General features: G+C 70.9%; 25 protein-coding genes, 3 tRNA genes and 1 pseudogene. 9 read left to right on the plus strand and 20 right to left on the minus strand.

Going from position 1 to position 26,660, the window contains the following annotated elements; all coding sequences use genetic code 11:
- Nucleotides 1–6: 6 nt before the first annotated feature.
- The 5 genes from J7E96_RS18310 to J7E96_RS18330 form a co-directional block, all read right to left on the minus strand.
- The gene (locus J7E96_RS18310; RefSeq protein WP_285439483.1) at nucleotides 7–729 is read right to left on the minus strand and encodes a response regulator transcription factor; all 723 of its coding nucleotides are present in this window, start codon (nucleotides 727–729) and stop codon (nucleotides 7–9) included.
- A gap of 90 nt (nucleotides 730–819) precedes the next feature.
- Nucleotides 820–1,692, minus strand: coding sequence for an amidohydrolase family protein (locus J7E96_RS18315; protein WP_215132714.1), 873 nt, complete (start codon nucleotides 1,690–1,692; stop codon nucleotides 820–822).
- A complete protein-coding gene (locus tag J7E96_RS18320; protein WP_215132715.1) occupies nucleotides 1,679–1,882 on the minus strand; it encodes a hypothetical protein in 204 nt (67 codons plus the stop codon). The genes J7E96_RS18315 and J7E96_RS18320 overlap by 14 nt, the downstream gene beginning before the upstream one ends.
- A gap of 87 nt (nucleotides 1,883–1,969) precedes the next feature.
- Nucleotides 1,970–2,869: a DUF2797 domain-containing protein gene (locus J7E96_RS18325; RefSeq protein WP_215132716.1), complete on the minus strand. Its 900-nt coding sequence runs from the start codon at nucleotides 2,867–2,869 to the stop codon at nucleotides 1,970–1,972.
- A 47-nt stretch (nucleotides 2,870–2,916) separates the two neighbouring features.
- Entirely contained in the window at nucleotides 2,917–3,330 is a 414-nt protein-coding gene (locus J7E96_RS18330) for a DUF3291 domain-containing protein (protein ID WP_215132717.1), read from the minus strand.
- 86 nt (nucleotides 3,331–3,416) lie between these two features.
- On the opposite strand from J7E96_RS18330, the gene J7E96_RS18335 reads away from it, so the two are divergent.
- Nucleotides 3,417–4,067: a MerR family transcriptional regulator gene (locus J7E96_RS18335; RefSeq protein ID WP_215132718.1), complete on the plus strand. Its 651-nt coding sequence runs from the start codon at nucleotides 3,417–3,419 to the stop codon at nucleotides 4,065–4,067.
- Nucleotides 4,068–4,128: 61 nt separating this feature from the next.
- On the opposite strand, the gene J7E96_RS18340 is transcribed toward J7E96_RS18335, so the two are convergent.
- Nucleotides 4,129–4,201 (minus strand) — tRNA-Arg (locus J7E96_RS18340).
- 172 nt (nucleotides 4,202–4,373) lie between these two features.
- Nucleotides 4,374–4,464 (minus strand) — tRNA-Ser (locus J7E96_RS18345).
- A gap of 194 nt (nucleotides 4,465–4,658) precedes the next feature.
- Between J7E96_RS18345 and J7E96_RS18350 the strand changes: the two genes are divergently transcribed.
- Both J7E96_RS18350 and J7E96_RS18355 read left to right on the plus strand, forming a co-directional pair.
- The gene (locus tag J7E96_RS18350) at nucleotides 4,659–5,132 is read left to right on the plus strand and encodes an SSI family serine proteinase inhibitor (RefSeq protein ID WP_215132719.1); all 474 of its coding nucleotides are present in this window, start codon (nucleotides 4,659–4,661) and stop codon (nucleotides 5,130–5,132) included.
- Nucleotides 5,133–5,370: 238 nt separating this feature from the next.
- The gene (locus tag J7E96_RS18355) at nucleotides 5,371–9,330 is read left to right on the plus strand and encodes a PAS domain-containing protein (protein WP_215132720.1); all 3,960 of its coding nucleotides are present in this window, start codon (nucleotides 5,371–5,373) and stop codon (nucleotides 9,328–9,330) included.
- 127 nt (nucleotides 9,331–9,457) lie between these two features.
- On the opposite strand, the gene J7E96_RS18360 is transcribed toward J7E96_RS18355, so the two are convergent.
- The 8 genes and pseudogenes from J7E96_RS18360 to J7E96_RS18395 all read right to left on the minus strand — a co-directional run bounded on the left by J7E96_RS18360 (nucleotide 9,458) and on the right by J7E96_RS18395 (nucleotide 16,441).
- The gene (locus J7E96_RS18360) at nucleotides 9,458–11,146 is read right to left on the minus strand and encodes a long-chain fatty acid--CoA ligase (protein ID WP_215132721.1); all 1,689 of its coding nucleotides are present in this window, start codon (nucleotides 11,144–11,146) and stop codon (nucleotides 9,458–9,460) included.
- 114 nt (nucleotides 11,147–11,260) lie between these two features.
- On the minus strand, nucleotides 11,261–11,839 hold the full coding sequence (locus tag J7E96_RS18365) for a SigE family RNA polymerase sigma factor (protein WP_215132722.1): 579 nt from the start codon (nucleotides 11,837–11,839) through the stop codon (nucleotides 11,261–11,263).
- 175 nt (nucleotides 11,840–12,014) lie between these two features.
- Nucleotides 12,015–12,896, minus strand: a complete 882-nt coding sequence (locus J7E96_RS18370; protein WP_215132723.1) for a DUF1906 domain-containing protein — start codon at nucleotides 12,894–12,896, stop codon at nucleotides 12,015–12,017.
- Nucleotides 12,897–12,948: 52 nt separating this feature from the next.
- Nucleotides 12,949–14,124 carry a lipid-transfer protein gene (locus tag J7E96_RS18375; RefSeq protein WP_215132724.1) on the minus strand — a complete coding sequence of 392 codons (1,176 nt, stop codon included), beginning with the start codon at nucleotides 14,122–14,124 and terminating at the stop codon, nucleotides 12,949–12,951.
- A complete protein-coding gene (locus tag J7E96_RS18380; RefSeq protein ID WP_215132725.1) occupies nucleotides 14,121–14,516 on the minus strand; it encodes a MaoC family dehydratase in 396 nt (131 codons plus the stop codon). Before J7E96_RS18380 ends, J7E96_RS18375 begins: the two co-directional genes overlap by 4 nt.
- Nucleotides 14,517–14,573: 57 nt before the next feature.
- Nucleotides 14,574–15,566 carry a bifunctional MaoC family dehydratase N-terminal/OB-fold nucleic acid binding domain-containing protein gene (locus tag J7E96_RS18385; RefSeq protein WP_215132726.1) on the minus strand — a complete coding sequence of 331 codons (993 nt, stop codon included), beginning with the start codon at nucleotides 15,564–15,566 and terminating at the stop codon, nucleotides 14,574–14,576.
- An 80-nt stretch (nucleotides 15,567–15,646) separates the two neighbouring features.
- A pseudogene (locus tag J7E96_RS18390) lies at nucleotides 15,647–15,940 on the minus strand (acyl-CoA dehydrogenase); the annotation flags it as partial.
- A 189-nt stretch (nucleotides 15,941–16,129) separates the two neighbouring features.
- A complete protein-coding gene (locus J7E96_RS18395) occupies nucleotides 16,130–16,441 on the minus strand; it encodes a hypothetical protein (protein ID WP_215132727.1) in 312 nt (103 codons plus the stop codon).
- A 303-nt stretch (nucleotides 16,442–16,744) separates the two neighbouring features.
- Between J7E96_RS18395 and J7E96_RS18400 the strand changes: the two genes are divergently transcribed.
- On the plus strand, nucleotides 16,745–17,686 hold the full coding sequence (locus J7E96_RS18400) for a bifunctional DNA primase/polymerase (RefSeq protein WP_215132728.1): 942 nt from the start codon (nucleotides 16,745–16,747) through the stop codon (nucleotides 17,684–17,686).
- On the opposite strand, the gene J7E96_RS18405 is transcribed toward J7E96_RS18400, so the two are convergent.
- Entirely contained in the window at nucleotides 17,646–18,251 is a 606-nt protein-coding gene (locus tag J7E96_RS18405; RefSeq protein ID WP_251070091.1) for a hypothetical protein, read from the minus strand. The two genes, J7E96_RS18400 and J7E96_RS18405, sit on opposite strands and share 41 nt — an antisense overlap.
- Before the next feature lie 200 nt (nucleotides 18,252–18,451).
- Between J7E96_RS18405 and J7E96_RS18410 the strand changes: the two genes are divergently transcribed.
- Nucleotides 18,452–18,643 (plus strand): hypothetical protein, encoded by a 192-nt coding sequence (locus J7E96_RS18410; protein ID WP_215132730.1) that lies wholly within the window; start codon nucleotides 18,452–18,454, stop codon nucleotides 18,641–18,643.
- A 63-nt stretch (nucleotides 18,644–18,706) separates the two neighbouring features.
- Here J7E96_RS18410 and J7E96_RS18415 read toward each other — a convergent pair.
- Both J7E96_RS18415 and J7E96_RS18420 read right to left on the minus strand, forming a co-directional pair.
- Nucleotides 18,707–18,793 (minus strand) — tRNA-Ser (locus J7E96_RS18415).
- 43 nt (nucleotides 18,794–18,836) lie between these two features.
- On the minus strand, nucleotides 18,837–20,348 hold the full coding sequence (locus J7E96_RS18420) for a S1C family serine protease (RefSeq protein ID WP_215132731.1): 1,512 nt from the start codon (nucleotides 20,346–20,348) through the stop codon (nucleotides 18,837–18,839).
- Between the two features lie 225 nt (nucleotides 20,349–20,573).
- Between J7E96_RS18420 and J7E96_RS18425 the strand changes: the two genes are divergently transcribed.
- The 3 genes from J7E96_RS18425 to J7E96_RS18435 all read left to right on the plus strand — a co-directional run bounded on the left by J7E96_RS18425 (nucleotide 20,574) and on the right by J7E96_RS18435 (nucleotide 23,166).
- Entirely contained in the window at nucleotides 20,574–21,392 is an 819-nt protein-coding gene (locus J7E96_RS18425; RefSeq protein ID WP_215132732.1) for a glycerophosphodiester phosphodiesterase, read from the plus strand.
- A 95-nt stretch (nucleotides 21,393–21,487) separates the two neighbouring features.
- Nucleotides 21,488–22,066, plus strand: a complete 579-nt coding sequence (locus tag J7E96_RS18430) for an ATP-binding protein (protein ID WP_215132870.1) — start codon at nucleotides 21,488–21,490, stop codon at nucleotides 22,064–22,066.
- Between the two features lie 125 nt (nucleotides 22,067–22,191).
- Entirely contained in the window at nucleotides 22,192–23,166 is a 975-nt protein-coding gene (locus J7E96_RS18435) for a DUF5926 family protein (RefSeq protein ID WP_215132733.1), read from the plus strand.
- Nucleotides 23,167–23,370: 204 nt separating this feature from the next.
- On the opposite strand, the gene J7E96_RS18440 is transcribed toward J7E96_RS18435, so the two are convergent.
- Nucleotides 23,371–23,859, minus strand: a complete 489-nt coding sequence (locus J7E96_RS18440; RefSeq protein ID WP_251070092.1) for a hypothetical protein — start codon at nucleotides 23,857–23,859, stop codon at nucleotides 23,371–23,373.
- A 167-nt stretch (nucleotides 23,860–24,026) separates the two neighbouring features.
- On the minus strand, nucleotides 24,027–24,686 hold the full coding sequence (locus tag J7E96_RS18445) for a bifunctional DNA primase/polymerase (protein ID WP_215132735.1): 660 nt from the start codon (nucleotides 24,684–24,686) through the stop codon (nucleotides 24,027–24,029).
- Nucleotides 24,687–25,153: 467 nt separating this feature from the next.
- On the opposite strand from J7E96_RS18445, the gene J7E96_RS18450 reads away from it, so the two are divergent.
- Complete coding sequence (locus tag J7E96_RS18450; protein WP_215132871.1) at nucleotides 25,154–26,656, plus strand: PP2C family protein-serine/threonine phosphatase; 1,503 nt, start codon at nucleotides 25,154–25,156, stop codon at nucleotides 26,654–26,656.
- The last annotated feature ends 4 nt before the right edge of the window (nucleotides 26,657–26,660 follow it).

The following is a 26,660-nucleotide window of genomic DNA, read 5'->3' on the forward strand; positions in this document are numbered from 1 at the left end:
GCGCGCTCACCCACCCGGCTTGATCAGATACCCCGCCCCACGCCGGGTGTGGATCATCGGCGGGCGGCCGGCGTCGATCTTCTTCCTCAGGTACGAGATGTAGAGCTCGACGACATTCGCCTGCCCACCGAAGTCGTAGCTCCACACCCGGTCCAGGATCTGTGCCTTGCTGAGCACGCGCCGCGGATTGCGCATGAGGAAGCGCAACAGCTCGAACTCGGTCGCGGTCAGGTGAATCCCGTCGCCGCCCCGCACCACCTCCTGGCTGTCCTCGTCCAGTGCCAAGTCGCCGACCTTCAGCAGCGATTCGCTGCGTACGGCCGCGGCGGCGGCCCCCGAGCGCCGGATCAGCCCGCGCAGCCGCGCCACGACCTCCTCAAGGCTGAACGGCTTGGTGACGTAATCGTCGCCACCCGCCGTCAGCCCGGCGATCCGGTCCTCCACAGAGTCCTTGGCGGTCAGAAACAGCACAGGCACGTCCGGCAGTTCGCAGCGCAGCCGCCCAAGAACGGCCAGGCCGTCCATGTCCGGCAGCATCATGTCCAGTACGACCGCGTCGGGCCGGAAGTCGCGCGCGGAGCGGACCGCGCCCGCGCCGTCACCGGCGCCGCGGACCTCCCAGCCCTCGTATCGGAGCGCCATCGACAGCAGCTCGGCGAGCGGCGCCTCGTCGTCCACGACGAGCACCCGCACGGGCCCGCCGCCGGGTCTGAGCATTTCGGTACGCATGGGGGCCAGGCTGGGCGACGCCCCTGAGAGCGCTCTTTCCCGTTCCTGTGAATCCCCTGAGAAACCCGGACGACGCGCCCCGCCGCCCCTTCACACCCCGAAGAGCCGCTCCGCGTTCCCGTAACAAACGGCCCGCAGCCAGTCGTCCCCCAGCCCGAGCCGCTCCAGGGCGTCCAGCTGATGCCCATACCCGTACGGAATATTGGGAAAATCCGTCCCCAGCAGAATCCGGTCACCCAGATCCGCCAGCCTCCCCAGCTCGGCCCTGGGGAACGGCGTGAAGCGCTCGGAGAAGTCGGTGAAGGCCATGGTGGTGTCCAGCCGGACCTCCCCGTACCGCTCGGCCAGCTCAAGGAAATCGGCGTACTCCGGCATCCCCATGTGCGCCACCACGAGCCGGAGCCGAGGATGCCGCGTCAGCAGCCGGCCGACCGGCTCGGGCCCGGTGTGCTTGCCGGGCGCGGGCCCCGAACCGCAGTGCATCACCACCGGAATGCCGGCCTCCGCCAACAGCCCCCACACGGGGTCGAGCAGCGCGTCGTTCGGGTCGTACGCCCCGACCTGGAGGTGCGACTTGAAGACGCGCGCCCCACTCTCCACGGCCTGCCGCACGTACGCCGCCACTCCGTCCTCCGGAAAGAGCGTCGCCGTATGCAGGCAGTCAGGCGTCCGGGCGGCGAAATCCGCCGCCCAGCCATTGAGCCAGGCCGCCATCCCCGCCTTGTGCGGATAGAGCATCGAGGTGAAGTGCCGCACCCCGAACTCCCGCAGCAGCGCGACCCGTTCGTCCTCCTCGTGCCGGTAGGTGATGGGCCACTCCATGCCGGTCAGCGGACCGACGGCGTCGAAGTACGCCCACACCTTCCTGAGCACCTGCTCCGGCATGAAATGCGTGTGTACGTCGACGATCCCCGGCAGCCCGAGCCGCTCCCAGAACCGCCGTACTCCTTCAGCCTCGCTCAAAGCCGTAACTCCGCTCCACCTTGGCGACGTGAACGGTGTAGTTCTCGTACCACTCGGCCCTGCCCTGCTTCTGCACGGCCCGGTGCTCCGCGTTCCGCTGCCAGACGCCGGCCCCCTCCTCCCTCCTCACTGACGTGAAAACGACTGCGTAGTAGGGCGGTTCATGCGCCTCAACGGGCTTGATGTCCATGCCGATCACCCTCCGGCACGTGCATCCCCCGGGTCCAGCCCCATTGCCACAAGGGATCCAAAGGGGATCCAGTTCTTGACCTTCGCGTCAGAAAAGTCCGCCTTGCACCCCCGGCTCCACACTCTTCACCGGCACAGTGACGCCCACCCCGGCGCCCGCTCCGGAAGCGGCGGCCTGCACCAGCTCCCACCCACTCATCAGCCGCGTATCGAGCACCACCACCCCACCGTCCGCCGTCCCCAGATGCAGATCGGGCCCGGCAGCGGCCAGCAGCCGCCCCGCGACCACCCCGCCCGGCGCCAGCTCGGTCACCACGCCGGTCATCGGCCGCAGCCCTTCGAGCCCGAACACCCCGGCGTGGTCCACCGCCTCGAACGGCGCCCGCTCCAGCGACTCGGGCCACCCCGCCAGCGCCCCGGCCCGCCGGTGCAACTCCGCGATCTCCCGCGCCCGCTCCACCCGCGCGGACAACGAGACGCGCTCGGCCCTCTTCACCTTGTACGGAATCCGGTCCGGCACCCCCAGCGCCGCCCGCAGCAGCTCCTCGGTCCGCCGCGCCGCCATCAGCGGCCCGCGGCCCAGCCAGGTGAACGCGACCGCCCCCTGCTCCAGCAGCCGGGCGGACCCGCGCTCGTCCGCCGTGATCCCGACCTTGACCATGCCGGGCCCGAACCAGGCCAGGTAGACGGCGTACGTCCGGGGATCGTCGGCCATCGTGTCCGCCGCCACCGACCGCGACCGGTCCAGCCGCGCGCACTCGGGGCACTGTCCCGCGCTGCTCCGTCGCGGCACCACGGCGCGCAGCGGACACCCACCCCGGCGCGCCCCGGCACACAGGCGCTCGACGCCCGCCACCCGGAACGCGACGTCGCCCCCATACGTCAGCTCACTGACGCGCTCGACGTGCTCCAGGCGTCCCCCGCCCCCGTACCAGGCAAGCGCCGGCCGCCCCGCCGTCCACCGCAAACCACCACACAGCCAGCCCATACCCGCAGGCTAACGGCCCCCTCTGACAACCGTCCGGCCACCGGCCGTCAGCCGGCGGCTTCGTCAGCCCGCGCCTGTTCGGCGGCCAGACGGCGCTTCGCGTCGTCCCAGCCGATCGGCAGCCGACCGGCCGGGACTTCCCAGAACGTGAACGTCGAGGCGCTCATCGTCGAGCGCAGCCCGGTCATGATGCCGCGGTGCGGTTCGGTCCTCGCGTACGTGTAGAGCGCTTCCCGGCTCTCCCACGCGGAGAGCGTGTAGAAGACGCGCTTCACCGGCTGGGCGATGAGCGAGGCCCCGTACGCCCCCGGCGCGGAGCGCACCTGTCGCCACGCGGCGAGCGACTTCCATAAGAACCGCGGTACGTCCCCGAGGGACCGCACCTCGAAGCGGGAGGCCATGACGAAGGCCTGAGCGTCTGGCGGAGCGGCGTGGGGCGTGAACCAGGGGAGTGTCGGCATCGCACTTCTCGCCTTCGTAGTTAGGTAGTGGCACTATCTACATTAGAGAGTCACACTCTCTAATAGCTAGACGAAAGAGAGAACCGGTGCGAATTTCCGAGCTGAGCCGCCGCAGCGGAGTGCCGATCACGACGATCAAGCACTACCTCCGGGAAGGGCTGCTGCCACCCGGCCGGCCGACGTCCGCCACCCAAGCGGAGTACGGCGAGCCGCACGTACGCCGCCTGCGGCTGATCCGCGCCCTCATCGGCGTACGGGGGCTGTCGATCGGCGAAACGCGGGAAGTGCTGAAGGCCGTGTCCGAGAACGAAGCGGACCCGCACCAGGTACTCGGCCTCGTGCTCGGCGCCAGGCCGCCTGTCCTGGCCGAGGAAGACGCCGGCGAAGGCACTGCGGAAGGTTCCCGCGAACGCCCTGCAAGGGCAGCCGACACGGACGCGCTGCTGGCGGAAATGGGCTGGGAGGTCTCCGAGCACGCCCCGGCCAAGAGCGTCGTCGCCGAGACCCTGGAGACCCTGCGCTCCCTCGGCGTGGACTACGACTGGCGGTCCCTCGTCCCCTACGCGGCACTCGCCGAGCGCACGGCCACCCTGGATCTCGACCAACTGGCCGACACCACCGACCCCCTGGAACAGGCTGAACGAGCTCTGCTGCTGACCGTGTTGCTGGAACCCGCGCTACTGGCCCTGCGCCGCCTCGCACAGGAGGCGGAGTCGGCCAGGCGCCACGGCGATTGACGGGCAACGATCAAAAAACCAGAGGCCCTGACGATTTCTCGTCAGGGCCTCTGGCCGGTTGTGCACTCGGCAGGATTCGAACCTGCAACCTTCTGATCCGTAGTCAGATGCTCTATCCGTTAAGCTACGAGTGCTTGGCGTCCGGGGCTTTTTCTGCCCCGTCGGCGTTGCGAGAACAACATTACATGACCTGCGCCGTCACGCGAAATCCATTAGCCGCACCCCTGCTGAGCTGCGGAAACGCCCCAAACGACCTTGGAACGACCGAAGCCCCGGTCCTGGGACCGGGGCTTCGGTGATCATGCGCGGAGGCGGAGGGATTTGAACCCTCGATGGGCTTTAAGACCCAAACCGCATTAGCAGTGCGGCGCCATAGACCGGACTAGGCGACGCCTCCAGCACACTCTCTCGCCTGCGCGAGTGGGTGCGTGCAGATGATGACACAGCCTTGCGTGGTGCCACCAATCGCAGCCCACGGTACTAGGCAGGCGGGGGCCAGGGCAAAGCCTTACCGGTTGCGCAACGCCCGGGGCTGCGGAGCGTTAGAGAGTGCGGGGCGCCCCTGCCCCCTCTTGAACCCCAGGAGCCTCCATGCTGCGCCGTCTCACCCTCACCGCCGCCGCGTCCTTCGCCGCACTGTCCGCCGCCGTCCCCGGCACGTCCGCCGTGGCGGCGCCCATCCCGCTCCCGCTGCTCCAGGACGTACTCCAGGGGGGCGCGCAGGACACAAGGGACGTGCAGGACCGGCTCACCGTGACGACGGCCGAGACGGGCAACCGTGCCGCCAATGGGACGTACGAACTGAAATGCGGGCCCACGGGCGGCACGCACCCCGAGGCACAGGCCGCCTGCGACCGGCTCGAAGAGCTGGCCGGGGAGGACGGCGACCCCTTCGCCGCCGTGCCGCAGGACCGGATGTGCACCCACCAGTACGGCGGACCCGCCACGGCGCGGATCACCGGTACCTGGAACGGGCGAAGCGTCGACGCGACGTTCAATCAGGGCAATGGCTGCGAAATCTCCCGCTGGCGTCAGATGGTGCCGGTGCTTCCCAGCGTGCGTTGACCGCCTGCTCCCGGACCGCGCTCAGCGGCGCCGGCGGGCACTCGTACCTGGTCAGGGCCTATGCAGCGTCGTCCGATGTGGCCCCAAGCGCACACAACCTTGGTGAGAGCTCCCCCTCATCCGCCGTCGCGCGCCCATCGCCTGCCTTTAGACTCCCTCCAGTGACAGCTTGCGGCCCGAGGGGCAAAATGAGGCCGGCTGTCGGCAAGGTGCAGTAGTTCAGGGAGGAACCGTCGTCGTGAGCAGCAGGCCATCCCGAGGCGCTGCTCGCCTCGCAGCGATACTCGACGCACTTCCTGACGGGCTGTTGCTCGTCAATTGCAACGGCACCGTCGTCAATGCCAACACCATCGCCCTGGAGACGTTCGAGTCCCCCGGCACGGGACTCGTCGGGCGCGGACTGCTCGATCTGCTGCCGACGTTCGACTCGAAGCTGATCCCGGGATCGATGCGCCGGGCCGACGGCGAGGACGATCAAGGGCGTACGAAGCCGACCCGGATGGTCGCGCGGCGCACGGACGGGACGGAGTTCCCGGTCGAGGTGACCAGCGCGAACCTGGAGGACGGCCGGGACGCCTACGCGTCCCACACCGATCGCCCCAGCTTCACCGGCGACGAGCTGCTGATGCTCGTCGTACGCGATCTGTCGGGGACCGTCGACACCGAAGCCGAGCTGGCCCGTTCGCAGCGCCAGACCGAGATGATCCTGCGGGCGGCCGCGGAAGGCGTCGTCGGGACGGACACCGACGGGCGCGTGGTGCTGGTCAACCCGGCCGCCGCGCAGATGCTGGGTTACCGCGCCAGCGACCTCGGCGGCAAGGAACTGCACCCCCTCGCGATCCACTCGAAGGCCGACGGCACTCCCTTTCCGTACGACGACTCGCCCCTCGCGGACACCCTCAAGTCCGGGCGCAAGCACCGGGTGCGCGGGCAGGTCCTGTGGGCGAAGAACGGCAAGCCGGTCGCCGTCGACCTCACGACCGCTCCGGTACGGGACGGCGACCAGCTCGTCGGCGCCGTGATGACCTTCACCGACCGCCGCCCGTACGACGAACTGGTCGAAAAGCAGGCAGAGGTACTCGAACGCGAGACCAAGCGGTACGAGGAGATGGCCGGGCGGCACGCCCAGCTGACCGCCGTACTGGGCGAGTCGCTGCGCGGCCCCCTGGAGGAACTGCGGGGCGAGCTGCGGACGCTGGCCTCCGACCCCGCCGGGCAGCTGTGGCCCGAGGCGAACCAGATCCTGCACCACCTGGCCGCCGGGTACGCCCGGATGACCACCCTTGTCGAGAATGTCCTGGGCTACCAGCGGCTCGCGGCGGGCACGGAGCAGCTGACGAAGGCGAAGGTGCTGCTCGACGGCGTCGTGGCGGCCGGTGTCGAGGGCGCGATCGAGCTGATCGGTCCGGGGCGGGCGCAGTTCGCTGTGCACGCGCCGCCGATCGAGGCCGAGGTGGACGCGGGGCGGCTGGCGACGGCGCTCGCGCACCTCGTCGCCGACGTGGCCGGGATCGACTCGACGGGCAAGGCACCGGCGGCGGCGCCCGGCGGCGGCTACACGGACTCGACGATCGTGGTCGCGGCGGCGCAGCGCGGTGAGGTCGTACGCATCGAGGTGCGCGGCCCGTACGCCGGGGGAGACCCGGTGCACGAGCCGATCGTGCGCGGCATCGTGGCGGCGCACGGCGGCGTACTGCAGACGCACGAGGTGCCCGGCGTGGGCGGGAGCGCGTACGTGCTGGAAGTGCCGCTCGGCGCGGGCGCCGGGGCGGTCACTCCGGCGCAGCCCAAGGCGGCCGCTCCGGATCCGGCTCCGGTGCCGGCGCAGCAGTCGGCGCCGGCGGACGGTGGCGGGCGGCGGGCGCGGCGTTCGTCCACGGACGCCTTCCTGGAGCTGGACGGCAAGCGCGCGACGGGCGAGCAGGCCGCCGCCGTGGCGGCGGCCGAGCCGGTTCCTACTGGCGCGGGCGCTGCGGGTCCTGCGCCCACCGGGCGGCGCAGGGCGCGGCGTGACGGGCCGGGCGAGGCGGACGGGGCGGGCGCGGTGACCGGTCCGCAGGACCGTATTCCGGCGCAGGCCTCAGGGGACGGTCCGGACTCCGGCTCCGGCTCCGGCTCCGGTGGTACGGGGCGCAGGCGCGGGCGGCCCAGTCCCGTCGAGGGTGGCGGCGACGGACGTACGGGCGGTGGAGGTGGCGGCGCCGTAGAACTGCGTGCCGCGCTGCCGGCCGCCGCGCCGTCCGGGGCTTCGGGCGTGGTCTCGGAAGGCTCCGTTGTGACGGCTTCCGAGGGGGCGCACGGAACCGGGCGCGCGGCGCTCGGGCAGACGGTGCCGCCCCAGGGCGTGCCCGTCGACGTACCGGGCTCTACAGGGCGTCGTGCACGGCGTGGTGGGGACGGGGCGCACGAGAACGCGCCCGCGCTGCCCGCCCTGCCTTCCGCACCGTCTGCGGCGAGCGAGTCCCCGCAGCAGCTCCAGCAACAGCAACAGCAACAGGCTTCAGGGCGGCGTGCCCGCCGGGCGCTCGCGCCGCCGGCGCAGGAGCGGTCCGAGGCCCCCCGCAGCGTGTTCGCGCTGCCGCCCGCCGACGCCGACCGGGTGCAGCCGACGGCGGGTGAGGCGGACGCCTCGCTGCCGGGCCGCCACGACGCCGTACGCACCACTCCGGACGCGGACCACACTCCGCCGCAGCCGCACCCGACACCGGCACCGGCACCGGCACCGGCACCGACGGGACGGCGCAGGGCCATGGCTTCGGTTCCGGTTCCGGCCCCGGAAGGCAACGCCGCTCACGACAGCGATGCCGTCTCCGTGCCCCCGAGCTGGTCGGCCGCCCCCGGCGGAGCCACCGCGACGACGACCGGTACGACGCAGACCTGGCCCGCTCCCGGCTTCGCCGTGGGAGCGGCGAGCGAGGACGACGCGGAGCCCGCCACCGGACCACAGCAGCCGCGCATCGCGCAGCCGTTGCCACCCGCCCAGCCCCTCCCCGCCGAAGCCCCCGCAACGGCCACAGCACCGGCCACGGCACAGGCACCGGCACCGGCAGCGGCCGCGCCCGCACCGGTGTCCGCTCCCCTGTCCGCCGACTCCACGCAGGGCCGCGCGTTCAGCGTCCGTACCCTCGGCCAGGGCATGCCGTTCGCCGAGCAGATCGCCCAGCAGCAGAACCAGACCCTGGGTTCGGGACGGCGCCGTAAGCTCGCCGCCTCGCGCACGGAGGCGGAGCAGTCCACGCCCGCCGAGGGCACCGCGACGCAGGACAGCGCCGAGCCCGCGGCCCGTCCGCACCCCCAGGGCCAGGGCACGGGCCAGGGCCCGCTCCAGCAGCGGCTGTCGCCCCAGAGCGAGGGCCGTGCGTACGCCATAGGCGCACCCGACGAGGGTTCGGAGGGCCCCGAGCCGCTGGACGGCCCCAACGGCGCCGTGGAGGTGGCCAACCGGCCCCAGCCGCAGCCCGTCGACGACGAGCTGCCCCCGGAGCCGCTCGACAACCCGCGCCGCCTGCTGGTGTGGCCCGCCCCGGACGCCTCCACGCAGCAGGCGCTGAGCGACCGCGGCTACCGCCCGGTGATCGTGCACTCCCGCGAGGAGGTCGACGCGCAGATAGCGGCGTTCCCCGCGGCGCTGTTCGTCGACCCGCTGACCGGGCCCATCACCCGTACGGCGCTCCAGTCGCTGCGCCAGGCCGCCGTCGCCGCCGAGGTCCCCGTCCTGGTGACGGCCGGGCTCGGGCAGGCGACGCGTGAGGCGGCGTACGGCGCGGATCCCGCCGTACTGCTGAAGGCGCTCGCGCCGCGCGACAGCGAGCAGCACCCGTCGCGCGTCCTGCTGATCGAGGAGCACGAGGAGATCGCGCTCGCGCTGACGGCGACGCTGGAGCGGCGCGGCATGCAGGTGGCGCGCGCCGGAACGGACACCGAAGCGGTCACGCTGGCGACGCAGATGCGGCCGAACCTGGTGGTGATGGACCTGATGCAGGTACGCCGCCGCCGCGCCGGAATCGTCGACTGGCTGCGCGCGAACGGGCAGTTGAACCGCACGCCGCTGGTCGTCTACACCTCGGCCGGACTCGACGAGGGCGAACTGCACCGGCTCGCCTCGGGGGAGACGGTGCTCTTCCTCGCGGAGCGCTCGACGAGCAGTGAGGTGCAGGGCCGGATCGTGGACCTGCTCGCGAAGATCGGCACGAACTGAGGAACGAAAGCCCCTGCTTCTCACGGCAGAGAGCCCCTGGCCGCTGCCAGGGGCTCTCTGCCGTGCCTGCTGAACTCGACGTGGCGGGGCTCTGTTCGAGCCCTCCCCACGCGCGCCTGAGGCGTGATCAGCCCGCTTCGGGCTTGCTTTCACCCTGCCTGACCTGCGGAGCCAGGTAGGTGACGTCCAGTGCGCCGGACTCGTGCAGTTGGCGCAGCTTCTTCTTGTCGAACTTGCCCACGCTCGTCTTGGGTACGGCCGGGATGGTCGCCCAGCGCTCCGGCAGCTGCCACTTCGCGATCTTGCCCGCGAGGAAGGCCCGCAGCTCCTCGTAGTCCGCGGTCGCGCCTTCCTTCAGCACCACCGTGGCCAGGGGGCGCTCGCTCCACCTGTCGTCCGGTACGGCGATGACGGCCGCCTCCGCAACGTCCGGGTGGGCCATCAACTCGTTCTCCAGTTCAACGCTCGAGATCCACTCCCCACCCGACTTTATGACGTCCTTCGCGCGGTCGGTGAGGGTGAGGAAGCCTTCGTCGCTGATGACGCCGATGTCGCCGGTCTTGAGCCAGCCGTCCTCGCTGAACTTGTCGGCGGGCCTGAGGTCCTCGCCCGCCGCGCCGCCGTAGTACGCGCCGGCGATCCAGTTGCCCCGTACCTCCAGCTCACCGGCCGACTCGCCGTCCCAGGCGAGGATTTCGCCGTTCTGCCCGATCAGGCGCGCCTCGACACCGGCCGGGAAGCGGCCCTGCGTGATGCGGTACGGCCACTCCTCCTCGGGGGTGAGCCCGGCCGGCGGGTGCGCCATGGTGCCGAGCGGCGAGGTCTCCGTCATGCCCCAGGCGTGGCACAGGCGCACACCGAGCTTGTCGTACGCCTCCATGAGGGCGGGCGGGCAGGCGGCGCCGCCGATGGTGACGTTCGCCATGGAGGAGAGGTCGCGCGGGTTGGCGGTGACCTCGGCGAGCAGGCCCTGCCAGATGGTGGGGACGGCGGCGGCGTGCGTCGGCTTCTCGCGCTCGATCATCTCGGCGAGCGGGGCCGGCTGGAGGAAGCGGTCCGGCATGAGCATGTTGATGCCGGTCATGAAGGTGGCGTGCGGCAGCCCCCAGGCCATCACATGAAATTGCGGGACCACCACAAGGGTCGTGTCCTTGTCGCTCAGACCCATCGACTCGGCCATGTTGACCTGCATGGAGTGCAGGTAGATGGACCGGTGGGAGTAGACGACGCCCTTGGGGTCGCCGGTGGTGCCGGAGGTGTAACACATGGCCGCGGCGGCGCGTTCGTCCAGCTCGGGCCAGTCGTACGTGGTGGGGCGGTTCGCGATCAGGTCCTCGTACTCGTGGACGCGCGGCGCGCAGCCGTCGAGGAGCGAGCGGTCGCCCGGGCCCGAGACGACCACGTGCTCGACGGTCTTCAGGTGCGGGAGGAGCGGCGCGAGCAGCGGCAGCAGCGAGCCGTTGGCGATGACGACGCGGTCGGCGGCGTGGTTGACGATCCAGACCAGCTGCTCGGGGGCCAGGCGCAGGTTGAGCGGGTGGAGTACGGCGCCCATGGAGGGGACCGCGAGGTACGCCTCCACGTGCTCCTGGTTGTTCCACATGAGGGTGGCGACGCGCTGGTCGCCGTCGACGCCGAGCTCGTCGCGCAGAGCGTTCGCGAGCCGTGTCGCGCGCTCCCCGGTCTCGGCGAAGGTGCGGCGCTGCGGCTCCTCCTCACCGGTCCATGTGGTGACCTGTGAGCGACCGTGGATCGTCATCCCGTGCTTCAGGATGCGGGTCACGGTCAGTGGTACGTCCTGCATGGTGCTCAGCACGGCGTCCTCCCGGTGGGCGCTACGCGGCAGTAATAAGGGTGGCCTGATTCTGCGCACGTACCACGCGGTATGTCACTACTTCCGGGAGTACGAATCGGATGCGGTCGGGGGAGGTCAGCGGACCGGGGCCAGCTCCGGGTCCTCGCGGAGCTTGCCGAGGGCGCGCGAGACGGCGCTCTTGACCGTACCGACGGAGACGCCGAGGACCTCGGCCGTCTGGACCTCACTCAGGTCCTCGTAGTAGCGCAGGACGACCATGGCGCGCTGGCGGTCCGGCAGCTTCATGATCGCGCGCCACATCGCGTCGCGCAGCACCTGCTGTTCGGCGGGGTCGTTGGCGAGGGCGGTGGCCGTGGCGGTGCTGGAGGCGGAGGCGGGCTCGGGGAGCTCGTCCGTGGCGTACTCGTCGACCTTGCGCTTGCGCCACTGCGAGGTGCGGGTGTTGAGCAGGGCGCGGCGTACGTAGCCGTCGAGGGCGCGGTGGTCCTCGATGCGGTCCCAGGCGACGTACGTCTTGGTGAGCGCCGTCTGCAGCAGGTCCTCCGCGTCGCACGGATTGGCGGTGAGCGAGCGGGCGGTGCGCAGCAGTACGGGCCCCCGGGCGCGTACGTACGTGGAGAACGACGGGTAGGGCGCCGGCGTCGCCGCCCTTGTCGCCGCCTTGGATGCGCTGGTGCAGACAGGCGTGGTCATGAAGTCCACGCTAGGAGCGCGTCGTACGCGGCGGATCGGCCCCAGGTCCCGAAACCGGATCCGCCTCAGGTTGTAGGGGTGGGGACGGCCCCACCTCCTGAGGGTGGAGACCGCACGGCTCTCCGTAGGGGTCGTGTCTCGGGGGCGGGGCCGTCTCTTCCTCCGTTACGGCAGGTCAGCGGCGGATCCGTGCGACCGGGGCGTCCGCCGTGTTCCGGTCGATGCTCAGGCGTCGGCCGCCGTGCTTCTCCACGACGTTTCCGGCGTACTGGTGGATGCGGCGGTGCGGCCTCCACGCCCACTTGGACAGGGCGCGTTCGCCGTACAGCGACGGCTTGCCGTCCCAGCGGGCGAACCACATCGCCGACGGCAGGTCCGTCACCCCCGCCCTGCGGGCGCGCTCCATGTGCCGTACGCCGGATTCCGCACTGCTGTAGAAACCCGGGAGGTACGCGTACTTGCGCACTTCACGGTTCCAGCCGCGGATGAAGTCGAGCGTGGTGCGGGCGCAGCGGCTGTTCCCCTCGTTGTACGCCTCCATGTCGAGGTAGAGCGCACTGCCGGCGCGCATGCCGAGCGCCTTCGCCGCGCGGACCGCCTGCCTCGCCTCCTTCTTCCCCTGGCGCCAGGGCGCGCGGCCCATCCTGACGCGCCGCTTGTTCTTGGCCTGCACGCAGGGGGACTGCGAACCGACGAAGACCGGCAGCACCCGCCAGCCCATCCGGTCCACGGCCGCCACCCACTGCTTGCTGAGGTGGCGCTGCTTCTGGCAGTGCCGGCCGCGGCCCGCGAAGTAGACGCCGACGGCCCGGTACGGGGAGGCTCGCCACGCCCGCATGGTGGAGAGCGAGGGGGCCTGGCAGGTGTCGAAGGCGCGGCCGCGGAATTTCACGGTGGGGGCGGCGACCGCTGGCGGTCCGCCGGCCGGCCCGGCGGCCGGTGCTCTCGACCGGGCGGCGGCGTCCACCTGATGCGGCACGACCAGCACTCCCAGCAAGCCGGCGAGCGCGACGGTGTATCCGAGGAGCTTCTGCGCGTAGATCTTCTGCAGGTGCATGAGAAGAGTCAACGTGCCCCCGCCCGCACCGACCACCGCTCACGCCCCTGCCTCAGCCATCCGCCCCCAAGATCAACCCGGACGTGGGAACTCCGGTGCCCGCCGTCACCAGCGACGTGGCCGCGCCCGGTATCTGGTTCACCGACGTACCGCGCAGTTGTCTGACCGCCTCCGCGATGCCGTTCATGCCGTGCAGGTACGCCTCACCCAGCTGGCCGCCGTGCGTGTTCAGCGCCAGCCTGTCCTCGGCCACGAAACCGCCGCCCTCGCCGGGCCCGCAGAACCCGAACTCCTCCAGCTGCATCAGCACGAACGGTGTGAAGTGGTCGTAGAGGATGCCCACATCGATGTCGGCCGGCCGCAGCCCCGAGGTCTGCCACAACTGCCGGGCGACCACACCCATCTCGGGCAGCCCGGTCAGAGCGTCCGGCCCGCCGCGATAGAAGCTCGTCATCTGCTCCTGACCGCGCCCGGCTCCCTGCGCGGCGGCGACGATCACCGCGGGCGGGTGCGGCAGATCCCGGGCCCGCTCGACGGAGGTCACGACGACCGCCTGCCCACCGTCGGTCTCCTGACAGCAGTCGAGGAGTCTCAGCGGTTCGACGATCCAGCGCGAGGCGGCGTGGTCGGCGAGGGTGATCGGCTTCTCGTAGAAGTACGCGGCGGGGTTGCGGGCGGCGTGACGGCGGTCGGTGACGGCGACGTGGCCGAAGACGTCGGCCGTCAGGTCGTACACATGCAGATAGCGCTGGGCGGCCATGGCGACCCAGGAGGCGGGGGTGAGCAGCCCGAAGGGCAGGTTCCAGCCGAGGGCCGCTCCTTCTGCCGACGGCTCGCGGTGCTGTACGCCCGAGCCGAAGCGGCGGCCGGAGCGTTCGTTGAACGCCCGGTAGCAGACGACGACTTCCGCCACCCCGCTCGCCACGGCGAGTGCGGCCTGCTGGACGGTGGCGCAGGCCGCGCCGCCGCCGTAGTGGATACGGGAGAAGAACGACAGCTCACCGATACCGGCCGCCTGGGCGACGGTGATCTCGGGGCTGGTGTCCATCGTGAAGGTGACCATGCCGTCGACGTCGGCGGGGGTGAGCCCGGCATCCGCGATGGCGGCCCGTACGGCCTCGACGGCCAGCTTGAGCTCGCTGCGCCCGGAGTCCTTGGAGAACTCGGTCGCCCCGATACCGGCGATCGCGGCCTTCCCGCCGAGCGTGTCGGCGTTGCGTACGCTCACGAGTCCTCCTCCCGGACTCTGACGGTCACCTTGCCGGTGACGTGATGGCCGAGCCCGTTGGCGCCGACGACCCGGACCTCGGCCGTGCCGTCCGCGTCGAGCGCGGTGACGGTGCCGGTGAGCACCATGGTGTCGCCGGGATAGTTGGGCACCCCGAGGCGGATCTTCACAGCGCGCAGCCTGGCACCCGGGCCGAAGTGATCGGTGATGTACCGGCCGACGAGCCCATTGGTCGTGAGGATGTTCATGAAGATGTCGGGCGAGCCCTTCGCCCGCGCGGCCTCGGCGTCGTGATGGACGTCCTGGTAGTCGCGGGAGGCCACGGCACCCGCGACGATCAGCGTGCGGGTGATCGGGATCTCCAGCGGCGGCAACTCATGCCCGACCTTCATACCGCTTCCTCCTCCTCGCCCTTGTCACCCGGGACGGTCCAGGTCGGCGCCCGCCCATCAGCCCTCACCCCCTCCGCCGTTCTCCACCGGCCGAAAGACTGGCAGCTCCAACTCCCCGTCCACGCTTAGGAATTCCAGCCGGACTGGCATCCCGATCCGCACCTTGTCGTACGGCACCCCGACCACATTGCTGACCATCCGCACGCCCTCCGCGAGTTCGATCAGCCCGACGGCGTACGGAGGGTCGAAGGCCGGAAACGGTGGATGGTGCATGACGACGTACGAGAAGACCGTGCCGGCCCCGCTCGCCTCGAGCGTGTCCCACTCCGGCGACCCGCAGCCGCCGCATCCCGGCAGCCAGGGAAACCGGAGCGTCCCGCAGCCCTCGCACCGCTGGATCAGGAGCTTGTGCCGGGCCACCCCGTCCCAGAACCCGGCGTTGTCCCGGTTGACGACGGGCCGCGGCCGCCGGCTTCGAACCTCCCGGCCTCCCGCTTCGCGCCTCCCCGCGGCCGGCGCGTACTTGAGGATGCGGAAGCGGTGCGTCCCCGCCCGCTCCCCCTCCGCCCGGACGTCCATCCGCGTCGTAACGAAATACCCGGTCCCCAGCTTCGTCGTCTTACGCTCCGACACCGACTCGATCAAGGCGTCGAAGGTGATCCGGTCCCCGGGCCGCAGATCCCGCACGTACTCCTGCTCGCAGTCGGTCGCGACCACCGAGGTGTACCCCGCGCCGTCCAGCAGCGCGAGCAGTTCGTCGTACGCCGCCGACCTGCCCGTATGGTCCGCATGCCCGGACAGGCCGCCCATCGTCCAGGCCTGGAGCATCGTCGGCGGGGCGATCGCACCGGGGCCGCGGTACGCCGCCGCGCCGTCCCCCATCGCCTCGCACCAGTGCCTGATCATCGGCTCGTTGACGGGGTCCTTGCCAACCCCGTCGACCACCGCCGCCCGCCCCTCGAACGCCTTCAGCAGCCCGTACAGATCCCCATCCGCGCCCCCGCCCACGCCCACTTCCGCGCGCCCGCCCGCATCCACTTCCGCGCTCATCCCCGCCGCCCCCTCGGCATCTCGCCCGCAGCCTCCTGACACATTGGATACACCGCAACGGCCGATTCGGTTCCCATAAATTTCACGCCGCCGACGATCCATTCGTCGCCCTCACGCACCGCGCGCGTACGGAGCGAGGCGAGGTCGGTACCGGCCGACGGCTCGGTGCAGCCGATCGCGAAGACGATCTCGCCGCGCAGGATCCGGGGGAGGAAGTAGTCCTTCTGCTCGGGCGTCCCGCCGCGGCCGGCCCGCCGCAACGGCGCGCGCTGTCCGGCGGCGCCGTGCGGATCCGCTCCCCCCATCACCTCGCGGAAGTACGAGCGGAGTTCGGCGCGCAGCTGCCGCCGGCGCAAGGTGGGGGCAAGGTGCACGGCAGCGTCCTCCGACGGCAGGCGGCGTCACAGTCTGATGATTACTGGATATTTGACTGTCCGTCAGATCAACGCGCACTGTCAAGGAAACAGCACACCCAGAAACGGGAACGGCCTGCGCAACGGCGACAAGCGCCGTCGCGCAGGCAGTCATTCACCCCGCAACACAGACCCCGGCCGGGTCGCGGCTCACCAGAGCTGCGCGAAGTTCACGGCCACGGTCTCGTTGGACTGGTCGATCGCCGTGAAGCCGGATCCGCTCACGCTCGCCGTGTTGTTCTGGTTCGACGCGCCGGCACCCGTCGCCACCTGCTGCGTGGTGGTCGAGTTGCCGAGGTTGTGGCCACCGACACCGCTTCCGCCGACCGTGGCCACGGTCGCGTTCGACCCGTCGTTCGCGAAGGAACCGTTGTCCGCAAGGGCGACGCCTGAGCAGAGGGCGGCCGCGAGGGGCAGGGCGGCAACAGCTGCGATGACACGGGCGCTACGGATGCTTGCCATGTGAGTTCCTCCAGGAACGGTAAGTACGGCTTGGTCCGGGGCAGTTGGCCGACTGCCTCAGCGATGGTCACGACGTCGCGAGATCAGAATTGCCCACCGAATCCCCGGCGAACCAGCCCGGAGGCCCTTATTCCCCCTCAAGCGTGAGGACATGTCGATAAACACCCTTCACGCCCCCAAAACCCCAGCTCACCCCTCTCGCACCCGACAACCCGGCCACCCCAAGGAGAAAAGCGTTCCAGCGCATTTTCGGCCAATCCGCCCCCCTTCCCTTCTTCGAACGCGCGTACGAAAATAGAGCCCATGGCCACCCCCGACCGGCGTGCCGCCACCTTGGCCCTCGCCCACGCTCTCTCCGCCGCCGAGCGCGGGCTTCCCGTCATTCCTTTGTCCCGCACCAAACTCCCCGCCCTGCGCTCCCCGCACCGGGACGCCGCCGAGCCGCTCCTGTGCCGGGGCGAATGCGGACGCCCAGGGCACGGCGTACACGACGCCACCACAGACCCCGCCGCCGTCCGCGCCCTCTTCGCCGCCGCGCCCTGGGCGACGGGTTACGGGATCGCGTGCGGGCGCCCCCCGCACCACCTGATCGGCATAGACCTGGACACGAAACCGGCGAAGGACACCGCCTCCGACGCCGGCACGACTACCGCCACCGCTGCCCCCACCGACGCCACCGCGGCCCTACGGCACCTGGCGCTCCGGCACCTCTTCACGATCCCGGACACCGTCGTCGTCCTCACCCCCAGCGGCGGCCGCCACATCTGGCTGACCGGCCCGCCGGACGTCGTCGTAGCGAACTCCGCCGGCCGCCTCGCCCCCGGCATCGACATCCGGGGCACCGGCGGCTACCTGGTGGGCCCCGGCTCCGTCACCACCCACGGCACCTACCGCACCGCGCCCGGCACCGGCCACCTCGCGCCGGCCCCCTGCCCCGGCGCACTGCTCCGCCTGCTCACGCCCCCCGCACGCCCTCACTCCCCGGCGCACCACCCGGCGGGCGGGCCCGGAAGCGGCCACGGCCTGGTCCAGTTCGTACTGGCGGCACATGAGGGCCAGCGCAACACCCGCCTCTTCTGGGCCGCTTGCCGCGCGTACGAGAACGGCATCGGCGACTCCCTCGCGAACGCACTGACGGACGCGGCGGTCCACACGGGCCTCACCGAACGCGAAGCCCGCGCCACCATCGCCTCCGCCGCCCGCCTCAGCGCGTGCGGCCGCGGGTGCGCTCCTGGTGGCCCTTGACGTCGGGCAGACCGAGATAGCCGCGCTCGCGCTCGGCCTCGCCGAGCCACAGCTGGGGGACGTGCTGCTGGATCGCCGCGACCAGGGGCTCCCGGAAGCCGCTGTTGGCGACAAGGCGGTAGCGCAGTCGCGGCAGGTTGGGCTGCAAGGGCTCCTCGTCGCGGACCATGGCCCACAGGACCGGATCGTCGCGATCGACGGGCGCGTTGGGGTACAGCTCGACGGAGTAGTGCTTCACGGGGCGGCTTCCCGTCCTGCACCAGTTCAGACCGACCCCGGCGAGGCTGTCCCAGGGGATGACCTTCTGGCCGCCGGGGTTGTTGACCCACAAGCCCGTGTGGTCGACACACAGGAAGGTGTGCCGGGACTTCAAGCCGGCGGACACGAAGACGACGCCGCAGAAGCCGATCAGCAGCCCAATGATGACGCCCGCGATCCCACCGGGGTTGGGGTTCTTCCCGGTCAGCCCGGCCATGACCGCAACGCTGCCAAGCACGACGAACGCGCCGACCACGGTGCAGCCGACTCCGACCGGAACCTCGGTCCGGGCAGCGCTGCGTCCCATGCGTATGAGCGTGGCGGTGGGCGCGGGACCTTGGGCATAGGGACTCGTCATGGCGATCGAGCTTAGCGAGCGTGGAGCGATTCCCCGGCCGTACCGCAGGCGGCCGCACTATGCTCTACCTGCATGACCGCACGGGGCCAAGAAGCGTCGGACACGGAAGACGACCTGCGGGCGCGCTTTCAGCTCTGACGATCATCGCCATGGGATTCAACGCCGGTGTGAACATGGGCATCTGGGTCGCTGTCTGCGCCCTGGGCACAGCCGTCGGCGCCGCAGCGGCGGCCCTGGCCATGCGGGGGCGCACCCGCTGGGCAGTCGCCGGCTTCATGCTCGCGTTCACGCTCGGCACGGCCGGCGACATCCTCAGCGGCCGCCTTTCCCAGACAGGGTGAACGCGGAAGGGGTGTCTCCGAGTCGGAGACACCCCTTCTGACCTGTACCTGCGTTGAGCTGTGCGGTGGGTGTGGGATTTGAACCCACGGTGACATCGCTGCCACGACGGTTTTCAAGACCGTTCCCTTAGGCCGCTCGGGCAACCCACCCTCGCGCCACCGGCCCGCGGTCGCGCGAGAACAGCCTAACCGGTCAGCTGTCGTCGCCCTTGCGCTGGCCCAGGGTGACTTCGGCCGTCGCCGTCTTGCCGTCGCGCTCGTACGTGAGCGTGACCTTGTCACCCGGCTTGTGGGTCCAGATCTCGCTGATCAGCGTCGGGCCGCTGTCGATCACCCGGTCGTCGAGCTTGGTGATCACATCGCCCGCCTTCAGACCGGCCCTGCCCGCCGGGCTGTCCGGCGGGACCGCCGCGGTGCCGCCCGTGCCGCGGTCCGCGATGACGGCGCCGCCGTCGCTCTTCGGGTCCATGGAGACCGTGGCGCCGATCACCGGGTAGACCGGCTCGCCGGTCTTGATCAGCTGCTGGGCGACCGTCTTCGCCTGGTTGACCGGGATGGCGAAGCCCAGGCCGATGGAGCCCGCCTGGGACTGGCCGAAGCCGCCCGTGCCGGCGGACTGGATGGCGGAGTTGATGCCGATGACGGCGCCGCGCGCGTCGAGCAGCGGGCCGCCGGAGTTGCCCGGGTTGATCGACGCGTCGGTCTGCAGGGCGCTCATGTACGACGCCTTGCTGTTCTGGCCGTCGCCCGAGGCCACCGGACGGTTCTTCGCGCTGATGATGCCGGTGGTCACCGTGTTCGACAGGCCGAAGGGCGCGCCGATGGCGATCGTCGAGTCCCCGACGGCCACCTTGTCGGAGTCGCCCAGGGGCAGCGGGGCCAGGCCGGCCGGGGCGCTCTTCAGCTTCAGTACGGCTACGTCGTAGCCCTCCGCGCGCCCGACCACCTCGGCGTCGTACTTCTTGCCGTTGGAGAAGGTGACGGACAGTTCGCCGCCGTCCGCCGCCGACGCCACCACGTGGTTGTTGGTGACGATGTGGCCCTGCACGTCGTAGACGAAGCCAGTTCCCGTGCCGCCCTCGCCGTCGCCCCCCTGCGCCTCGATGGTGACGACGCTCGGCAGTGCCTTCGCCGCGACCGCCGCGACGGTGCCCGGGTCGCGCTTGAAGCCCTCCGCGGTGCCGGAGGCGGAGACGGTGGTCGAGTCGGTGGGGCTGTCGTTGCGCTCGGCGGCCCAGTACCCGATGCCGCCGCCGACGCCACCCGCGACCAGCGCGGCGGCCAGCACCCCGGCGACCAGACCGCCGGTGCGCTTCCTACGGGGACCGGGCGGTACGGGCGGCATGGGCGCGCCCCACGCGGGGCCGCCGCTGTCGCCGCTGCCACCGCCGCCGTAGGTGGGATGCGCGGGCGGGGGCGGCGGCCATCCGGCGCCGGGCCCGGCGGTAGGTCCGGCGGCCGGACCTGGCCCGGGCGCGGCCGCGTGAGGCTGCGCGACGGGCATGTACCCCGGCTGCGGCTCGGACGTGTGCCCCTGCGCTGTGGGATTGTGTACGGGCTGCTCGAGGGCCGGGGGCGCCGGCTCGCGCCCCGGGTCCGCAGCGTTCGTACCCGTGGAGTCGGAGGCGGGCCCGGAAGCGGCCACCGGCACGGGAGGTGCGGAAAGGGCGGCCGGAACCGCAGTGCCCTCGTTCTCGGTGCTCACAGCTCTCTTCTCCTCGGTCCCACGTCGTTTTCGGTCAACGTCACCACTGTGCAAGTGTCCGCTGTCAGCTTTTCCCACCGCACATCAGAGGACCGTAAGCGGTTCCTGTGCATCCACGGAATATCCTTTACATCGGTCAAAACGGTCGCATGCCGAGCAGAGCCGATCGGCCGCCTCCAGTGACGTGTTTTCCCGCCTACCCATCCGCGGTGACACCATGACGCCGTGACCCACGCACGGCAGCACACCATCCAAGTCGTCGCTCACCGCGGCGCCTCCGAGGACGCCCCCGAGCACACCCTCGCGGCGTACATGAAGGCGATCGAGGACGGCGCGGACGCCCTCGAGTGCGATGTACGGCTCACCGCGGACGGGCACCTCGTCTGCGTCCACGACCGCCGGGTGAACCGCACCTCGAACGGCCGCGGCGCCGTCTCCGCCCTCGAACTGGCCGACCTCGCCGCCCTCGACTTCGGCTCCTGGCGCGACAGCCCGGAGTCCCCGGACTGGGACCCGGCCCGGGGACAGGCCCCCGGCGAGTTCACCTCCGTACTCACGCTGGAGCGCCTCCTGGAGCTCGTCTCGGACGCCGGGCGCCGCGTCGAGCTGGCCATCGAGACCAAGCACCCCACCCGTTGGGCCGGCCAGGTCGAGGAGCGGCTGCTCCACCTGCTGAAGCGGTTCGGCCTGGACGCCCCCGCCGCCGACGAGCCCTCGCCCGTACGCATCATGAGCTTCTCGGCGCGCTCCCTGCACCGGGTCGCGGCCGCGGCGCCCACCCTCCCGACCGTCTACCTGATGCAGTTCGTCTCCCCGCGCCTGCGCGACGGGCGCCTCCCGGCGGGCTCGCACATCGCGGGCCCCTCCATCCGGATCGTCCGCAACCACCCCGCCTACATCGCACGGCTGCACCGCGCGGGGCACCGGGTGCACGTATGGACGGTCAACGAGCCGGAGGACGTCGAGCTCTGCCAGCGCCTCGGTGTGGAGGCGATCATTACGAACCGCCCCAAGCAGGTCCTGTCTCAATTGGGACGCCCATAACCCTGGTCACAGGGAGTGCACCGGCGCGTTCAGTGCGTATTCGATCGTTACGAGTGCGTCACTGACCGGCGCTTGGCCGGTTTCCGGTCCAGGCCATTGGGGCATTCACTCGGTGGCGTGGGGCGAAGGAGGTCTCGGGGGTGGCGTTGGTGGTGGCACGGGAAGTGCCCACGTCGTCGAGCATGGCCGTACCCCATGGCCCTGCGGGCGTGGGTGAAGCAAGACGCCGTATGCGCGACGAACTGCGCATCAACGGGTTGTCCGATTCGGTCATCGACGACGCCGTACTGATCCTGTCCGAACTGCTCAGCAACTCCTGCCGTCATGGCAGGCCGCTGGGGCAGGCGGAGGTCGGTGACGGTGACATCCGCGCCGCGTGGCGCGTCGACGCAACAGGCAGGCTGACCGTCGAAGTGACGGACGGAGGCGGTCCGACCCGACCGGTTCCGGCCACGCCCTCGGTCACCGCACGCGGTGGCCGCGGGCTCAACATCATCACGGCCCTGGCGCAGGACTGGGGCGTACGGGACAGCGCGGCCGGCGAGGTCACGGTGTGGGTCAACGTGACGGAGGGGCACCGTCGCGAGGACTTCGCTACGCGCGTCGCCGTCCCCGGAATGGATTTCGTGGACTCGTTCGACGACCTGACCGACCCAGGACTGACCCCTCACTGATCGCTGGGTCCTCTCGGTGGACCTCGACCGGCCGGCTCCGGTACCCGGCCGGTCCCGGTCGGGGGCGGCTCAGCGGCTAGGCTCGCGCCCGACACAGCACTGCCGTGAACGGGAGAAGCCAAGCCATGGCCAAGAAGCGCCCCCAGCCCGCAAGGGGAACCAAGCCGCAGGCTCAGGTCACAGTCGGGGAGGTGCCGGTCGTCGGGGCCCGCGAGCCCTGCCCGTGCGGTTCCGGCCGTCGCTACAAGGCCTGCCACGGCCGCGCCGCCTCGCACGCCGTCACCGAACTGGTCCAGCGCCCCTTCGAGGGCCTGCCCGGCGAGTGCGACTGGGTCGCCCTGCGCGAGCTGGTGCCGGCCGCGACCGTACCGCTGACGCTGAAGGACGGGCTCCCGGACGACGTCCCTTCCGTCACGCTGGCGACCGTACTCCCGATGGCCTGGCCGGCCCTGCGCCGCGACGACGGCTCCGTGCTGCTCGGCCTGCAGAACGACACGCCCTCCGGCGACCTCAGCCGCGACCTCGCGGACACCCTGCGGCGCGCGCTGACCGCGAAGCCGGGCACGCCGGTCGCGGCCGAGCGCGCCCCGGCGGACGGTCCGCGCCTGCAGGACCTGCTCGACGCCGACGCGCCCTTCGAGCCCGAAGTGCACTCCGGCTTCGAGTTCTGGGTCCCCGACGCGCAGAACGCGACACCCGAGGTGAGCGCCTCCCTGGAGCGCGCCAACGCCGCCGCGATCCCCACGGTCAGGCTGACCGGTGTCGACGCCGCGTACTGGTGCGAGACGCCCGACAAGAACCACCTGCGCTGGGTCATGCCGTACGCCGAGGACCAGCTCCTCGACGCACTCGCACGGCTGCACGCCGCCGGTACGTCCTCGCTCGGCGAAGGCACCCGTCTCGTGGGGTCCTTCCGCGCGCACGGACTGATGGTTCCGGTGTGGGACCTGCCGAGCGAGACCAGGGCGCAGGACATCGAGAAGGCCGCCGCCGAGCTCGCCGAGCGGCTCGCCGTGGCCCTCGCTTCGGACACTCCGCTGACGTCGGAGGAGCGCCGCGCGCGGGGCGGTCTCACCAACCGCCAGGTGACGCTCAGCTGACCGTGACAATTCCCGCCGGCCGATCGGTGACCCCGGTCACAACCCCCGTTTCAGCAGTTAAATCCCTGTCTGAATAAGGGAGATCGAATTTGCCAACCGCAGATCTCTTGTTACCGTTCTAAGTGCCCGGTCGCTGGTGCATCCCCCGTCGCCAGCGACCGGGTCTTTCTGTATCCCCGTTCCGTCGTGCGTCGCATCGCCCGGTCAACGGGGCGCGGGCGCCACCGAGTTGCTTCCGGAGCGCAGTAGCAACGGCCCGTCTCCCGCTGCGGCGAACTCCGACACCGCCGAATATTCATCGGCTTTTCCGCGCGACGGCTCACGCGGTGTTTCACACACCCCGGGTTCGTCCTGCGCACTCACCGGACAATGCATCTGAACGGTCCGGCCCGCCGGGCCCATCAGGGTGAGTACGGATCGAAGTTCCGTCCCCGTCGCGTTGCGGTAGTACGTACGCGCCCAGGTACTGCCGTCCTCGGTCAGCACACAGGTCTGGCCCTCGATGCCTTCCGGGGAGCTGAGCTCGGGACCGCATTGCGGAGCGTTCCCGGGAGCGTCCTTTTGAGCGTTCCCGGGAACGTTCACCGCAGCCGCCTTGGCGTCGTCGGGTACGGACAGCGGCTCGGGCTCCGCGGAGGCGCCGGCCAGCGGCAGCAGGACGGTGAACACCACGACGGCCGCGAGCCCGGTCATGCGGAGATTCAAGGCGGGTCCCACCTGTCGACTGCCCGGAAATTCTTGACGGTGGGCCGAAGATATCGACGGATGACCGGTGACACGGCAGCCGCGCGCCCGAATCCCTCAGAACACGGGCGCGCTCACACCCATACGAGTGAGTACAGGTGAGTACGGGTGAGCTGTCAGTACGCGAGCCTGCTGCCGCCGTCCGGTGCGCCATTGCTCGCCGCCACCAGCGCGTCCACCACCGCCTCGACATCCGGCAGCCAGGGCGCGGCCGAACCGGCCAGCGGAGCCCGTTCCCAGCACACCTGCCCGGTCCCCGTCTCGGAGGGCGGCAGCACCAGGTAACCGCCCTCTCCGTGGAACCGCAGCGAACTGGGCACCCAGTCCTTGGCGTACAGCAGCTCTCCGAGCCGCTCCAGGGAGTACGGGGCGACCAGCAGCGACCAGCGGGTCGGCGTCGCGACAACGGGGCCCAGGCGCATCCCCATGCCGTCGAGCGCCGTCAGTGCGACGGCGCCGGCGACCGCGGGGAGGCTGATCGCGCACGGAGCGGCGCCCCCGGTGGCCAGCATGACGGGCGCGGTCGGACGGTTGGTCCACCACCAGCGGATCATGCGTTCGTCCGTGGTGGCCGCCAGGATGCCCGGGTCGAAGGGATGCGCGCCGGGAACCACGCATTCGGGATCGGGACAGGCACAGGCCTGTCCGTTCAGGCCCACTCCGGGGAGCACGGGCCACTGCCAATCGGTGGCGCAGGTCAGCGCCGCGCCGAGCTGGGCAGGCCCCTCACTTCGCCGGAACCGGGGCCTGCGTCGCTTTCCGGGGATCTCGCGCATGAGCGCTCGTTCCTTTCCGTTGAACGCCGAGGTCCATATCACACCATGTGTGCATATCTTCACTGAGCGTGCACGTCACGTACTGGCTGCGTACTGGTGGTGCATCGCCGCACTTTTCAGCCTGCGGCACGGGTAACCCCTCGGGGCCAAGCGTGAAACGTAGCGGAGGGTGGCGCACACATGGCGCTTAACTGATCCGTACTGGCATCTGCGGTAGATCCGTAGTGCTGTCCCGCGTGCTTTCCCGCTGTCGGGGACGAGGCACGGCCTACGGCGGTTAGGACGCCCAGGCCCGCCGCCAGGTTCCGGGGCGGTCCCAACTACCCCTGGCCATCACCGATTAGGTACCCATCACGGTTCATATGACGCGCTGTCGAACACCCTCAGTCGACCGCAAATTCTTGCCGTGTGTGGCATTTTTAGGCCAAGTTGGCTATCCCACAGACACCAACAGTCCCACGATGACAATGCTGGACATCCCCTTACTTGTACGTGTACATGTGGATGCATTGATAGCGGCGCAGAATGACATGGGGGTTTGCGATGCTATTGAGCAAAACGCACCAGCTGGAAAGCCCGCGATCATGAGCGCCCCTCACGTGCCGAAAGTGGCTGGAATCGATCCAGTGGTTCCGCCCCCCGCGCACACTGTCGCGCCTCATCCGGCTACCCCTGCCCCACCCGCCGCCGCCGGCGCGGTGCTTCAGGACCGGCTCGCGGGCTGGGTCTCCGACCTCACCACCCTCCATGAACTCACCGAACGCCTGGTCCGCACCCGATCGCTCGACAGCGCACTGCACGAACTGCTGCGCGCCGGCGCCGCCCTCGTGGGCGCCCGCCGCGGACTCGTCGTCCTCGAACCGGCCGACGGCCTCGGCCCGTCCACCACCGTCGGCCTCGGACTCGCCCACGCCGACCTCGGCCACATCGAGACCGTGCCGCGCAGCTCCACGTCGTACGGGCGACTCCTCGACGGACTCCCCGGAAGCCCCCGCCCCACCGAGATCGCCCACCCCGACCTGCTCGGTGAGGCGGAACTCGACCCACGCCACCGCGAAGTCGCCGCGCGCCTCGGATACGCCGCCAGCTACGCCCTGCCCCTGACCACCGAAGCGTCCCCACGTCTCGGCGCCGCCGTCTGGCTGTACGACGAACCGGCCGAACCCGCGGAGCGCCGCAGACACCTCGCGAGCCTCTACGCCCGCTACGCCGCCGAACACCTGGCCCGCCTCCTTGAGCTCGAACACGCCCGAGCCCAGGTGGCCACCGTCGCCGAGGAACTGCTGCCCAGCAGACTCCCCCGGGTCGCCGGGACGCAGCTCGCCGCCCGCCACCGCACAGGCCCCCGCGGCGGCGGCGACTGGTACGACGCCCTGCCGTTGCCCGAAGGGGCACTCGGGCTCGCCGTCGGGTCGGTCTCCGGAACGGGCCCCAGCGCCCTGGCCGCCATGGGCCGCCTGCGGGCCAGCCTGCGGGCGTACGCCGTCATGGAGGGCGAGGACCCCGTCGCCGTGCTGTCCGACCTCGAACTGCTGCTGCGGCTCACCGAACCCGCCCGGTCGGCCACCGCGCTCTTCGCCTACTGCGAACCCGCCCAGCGCAAAATCGTGCTGGCCGGCGCCGGACACAGCCCCCCACTGATCATCGGCGACCGTCGCACCGAATACGTCGAGACCTCACTGTCCGCACCACTGGGCATGCTCGCCTGCTGGGAAGCACCGAGCGTGGAAATCACGCCCGCACCCGGCGAAACAGTGCTCCTCTACACCGACGGGCTGCTCGAACGCACCGGCGACCCCATGGACCGCGCCTTCGCACGCCTGCACGCGGCCGCCGCGAGCGTGCCCAGGGCCGTCAGGAACGACCCCGGAGCGATCGCCGACCACGTACTGCGCACCATGCTCCCCGGCGGCGCCGACACGGCGGATTCGACGGAGGACATCGTGCTGCTCGCCGCCCGGTTCGACTGATCCG

This window comes from Streptomyces sp. ISL-96, assembly GCF_018614035.1.
GTDB lineage: Bacteria > Actinomycetota > Actinomycetes > Streptomycetales > Streptomycetaceae > Streptomyces.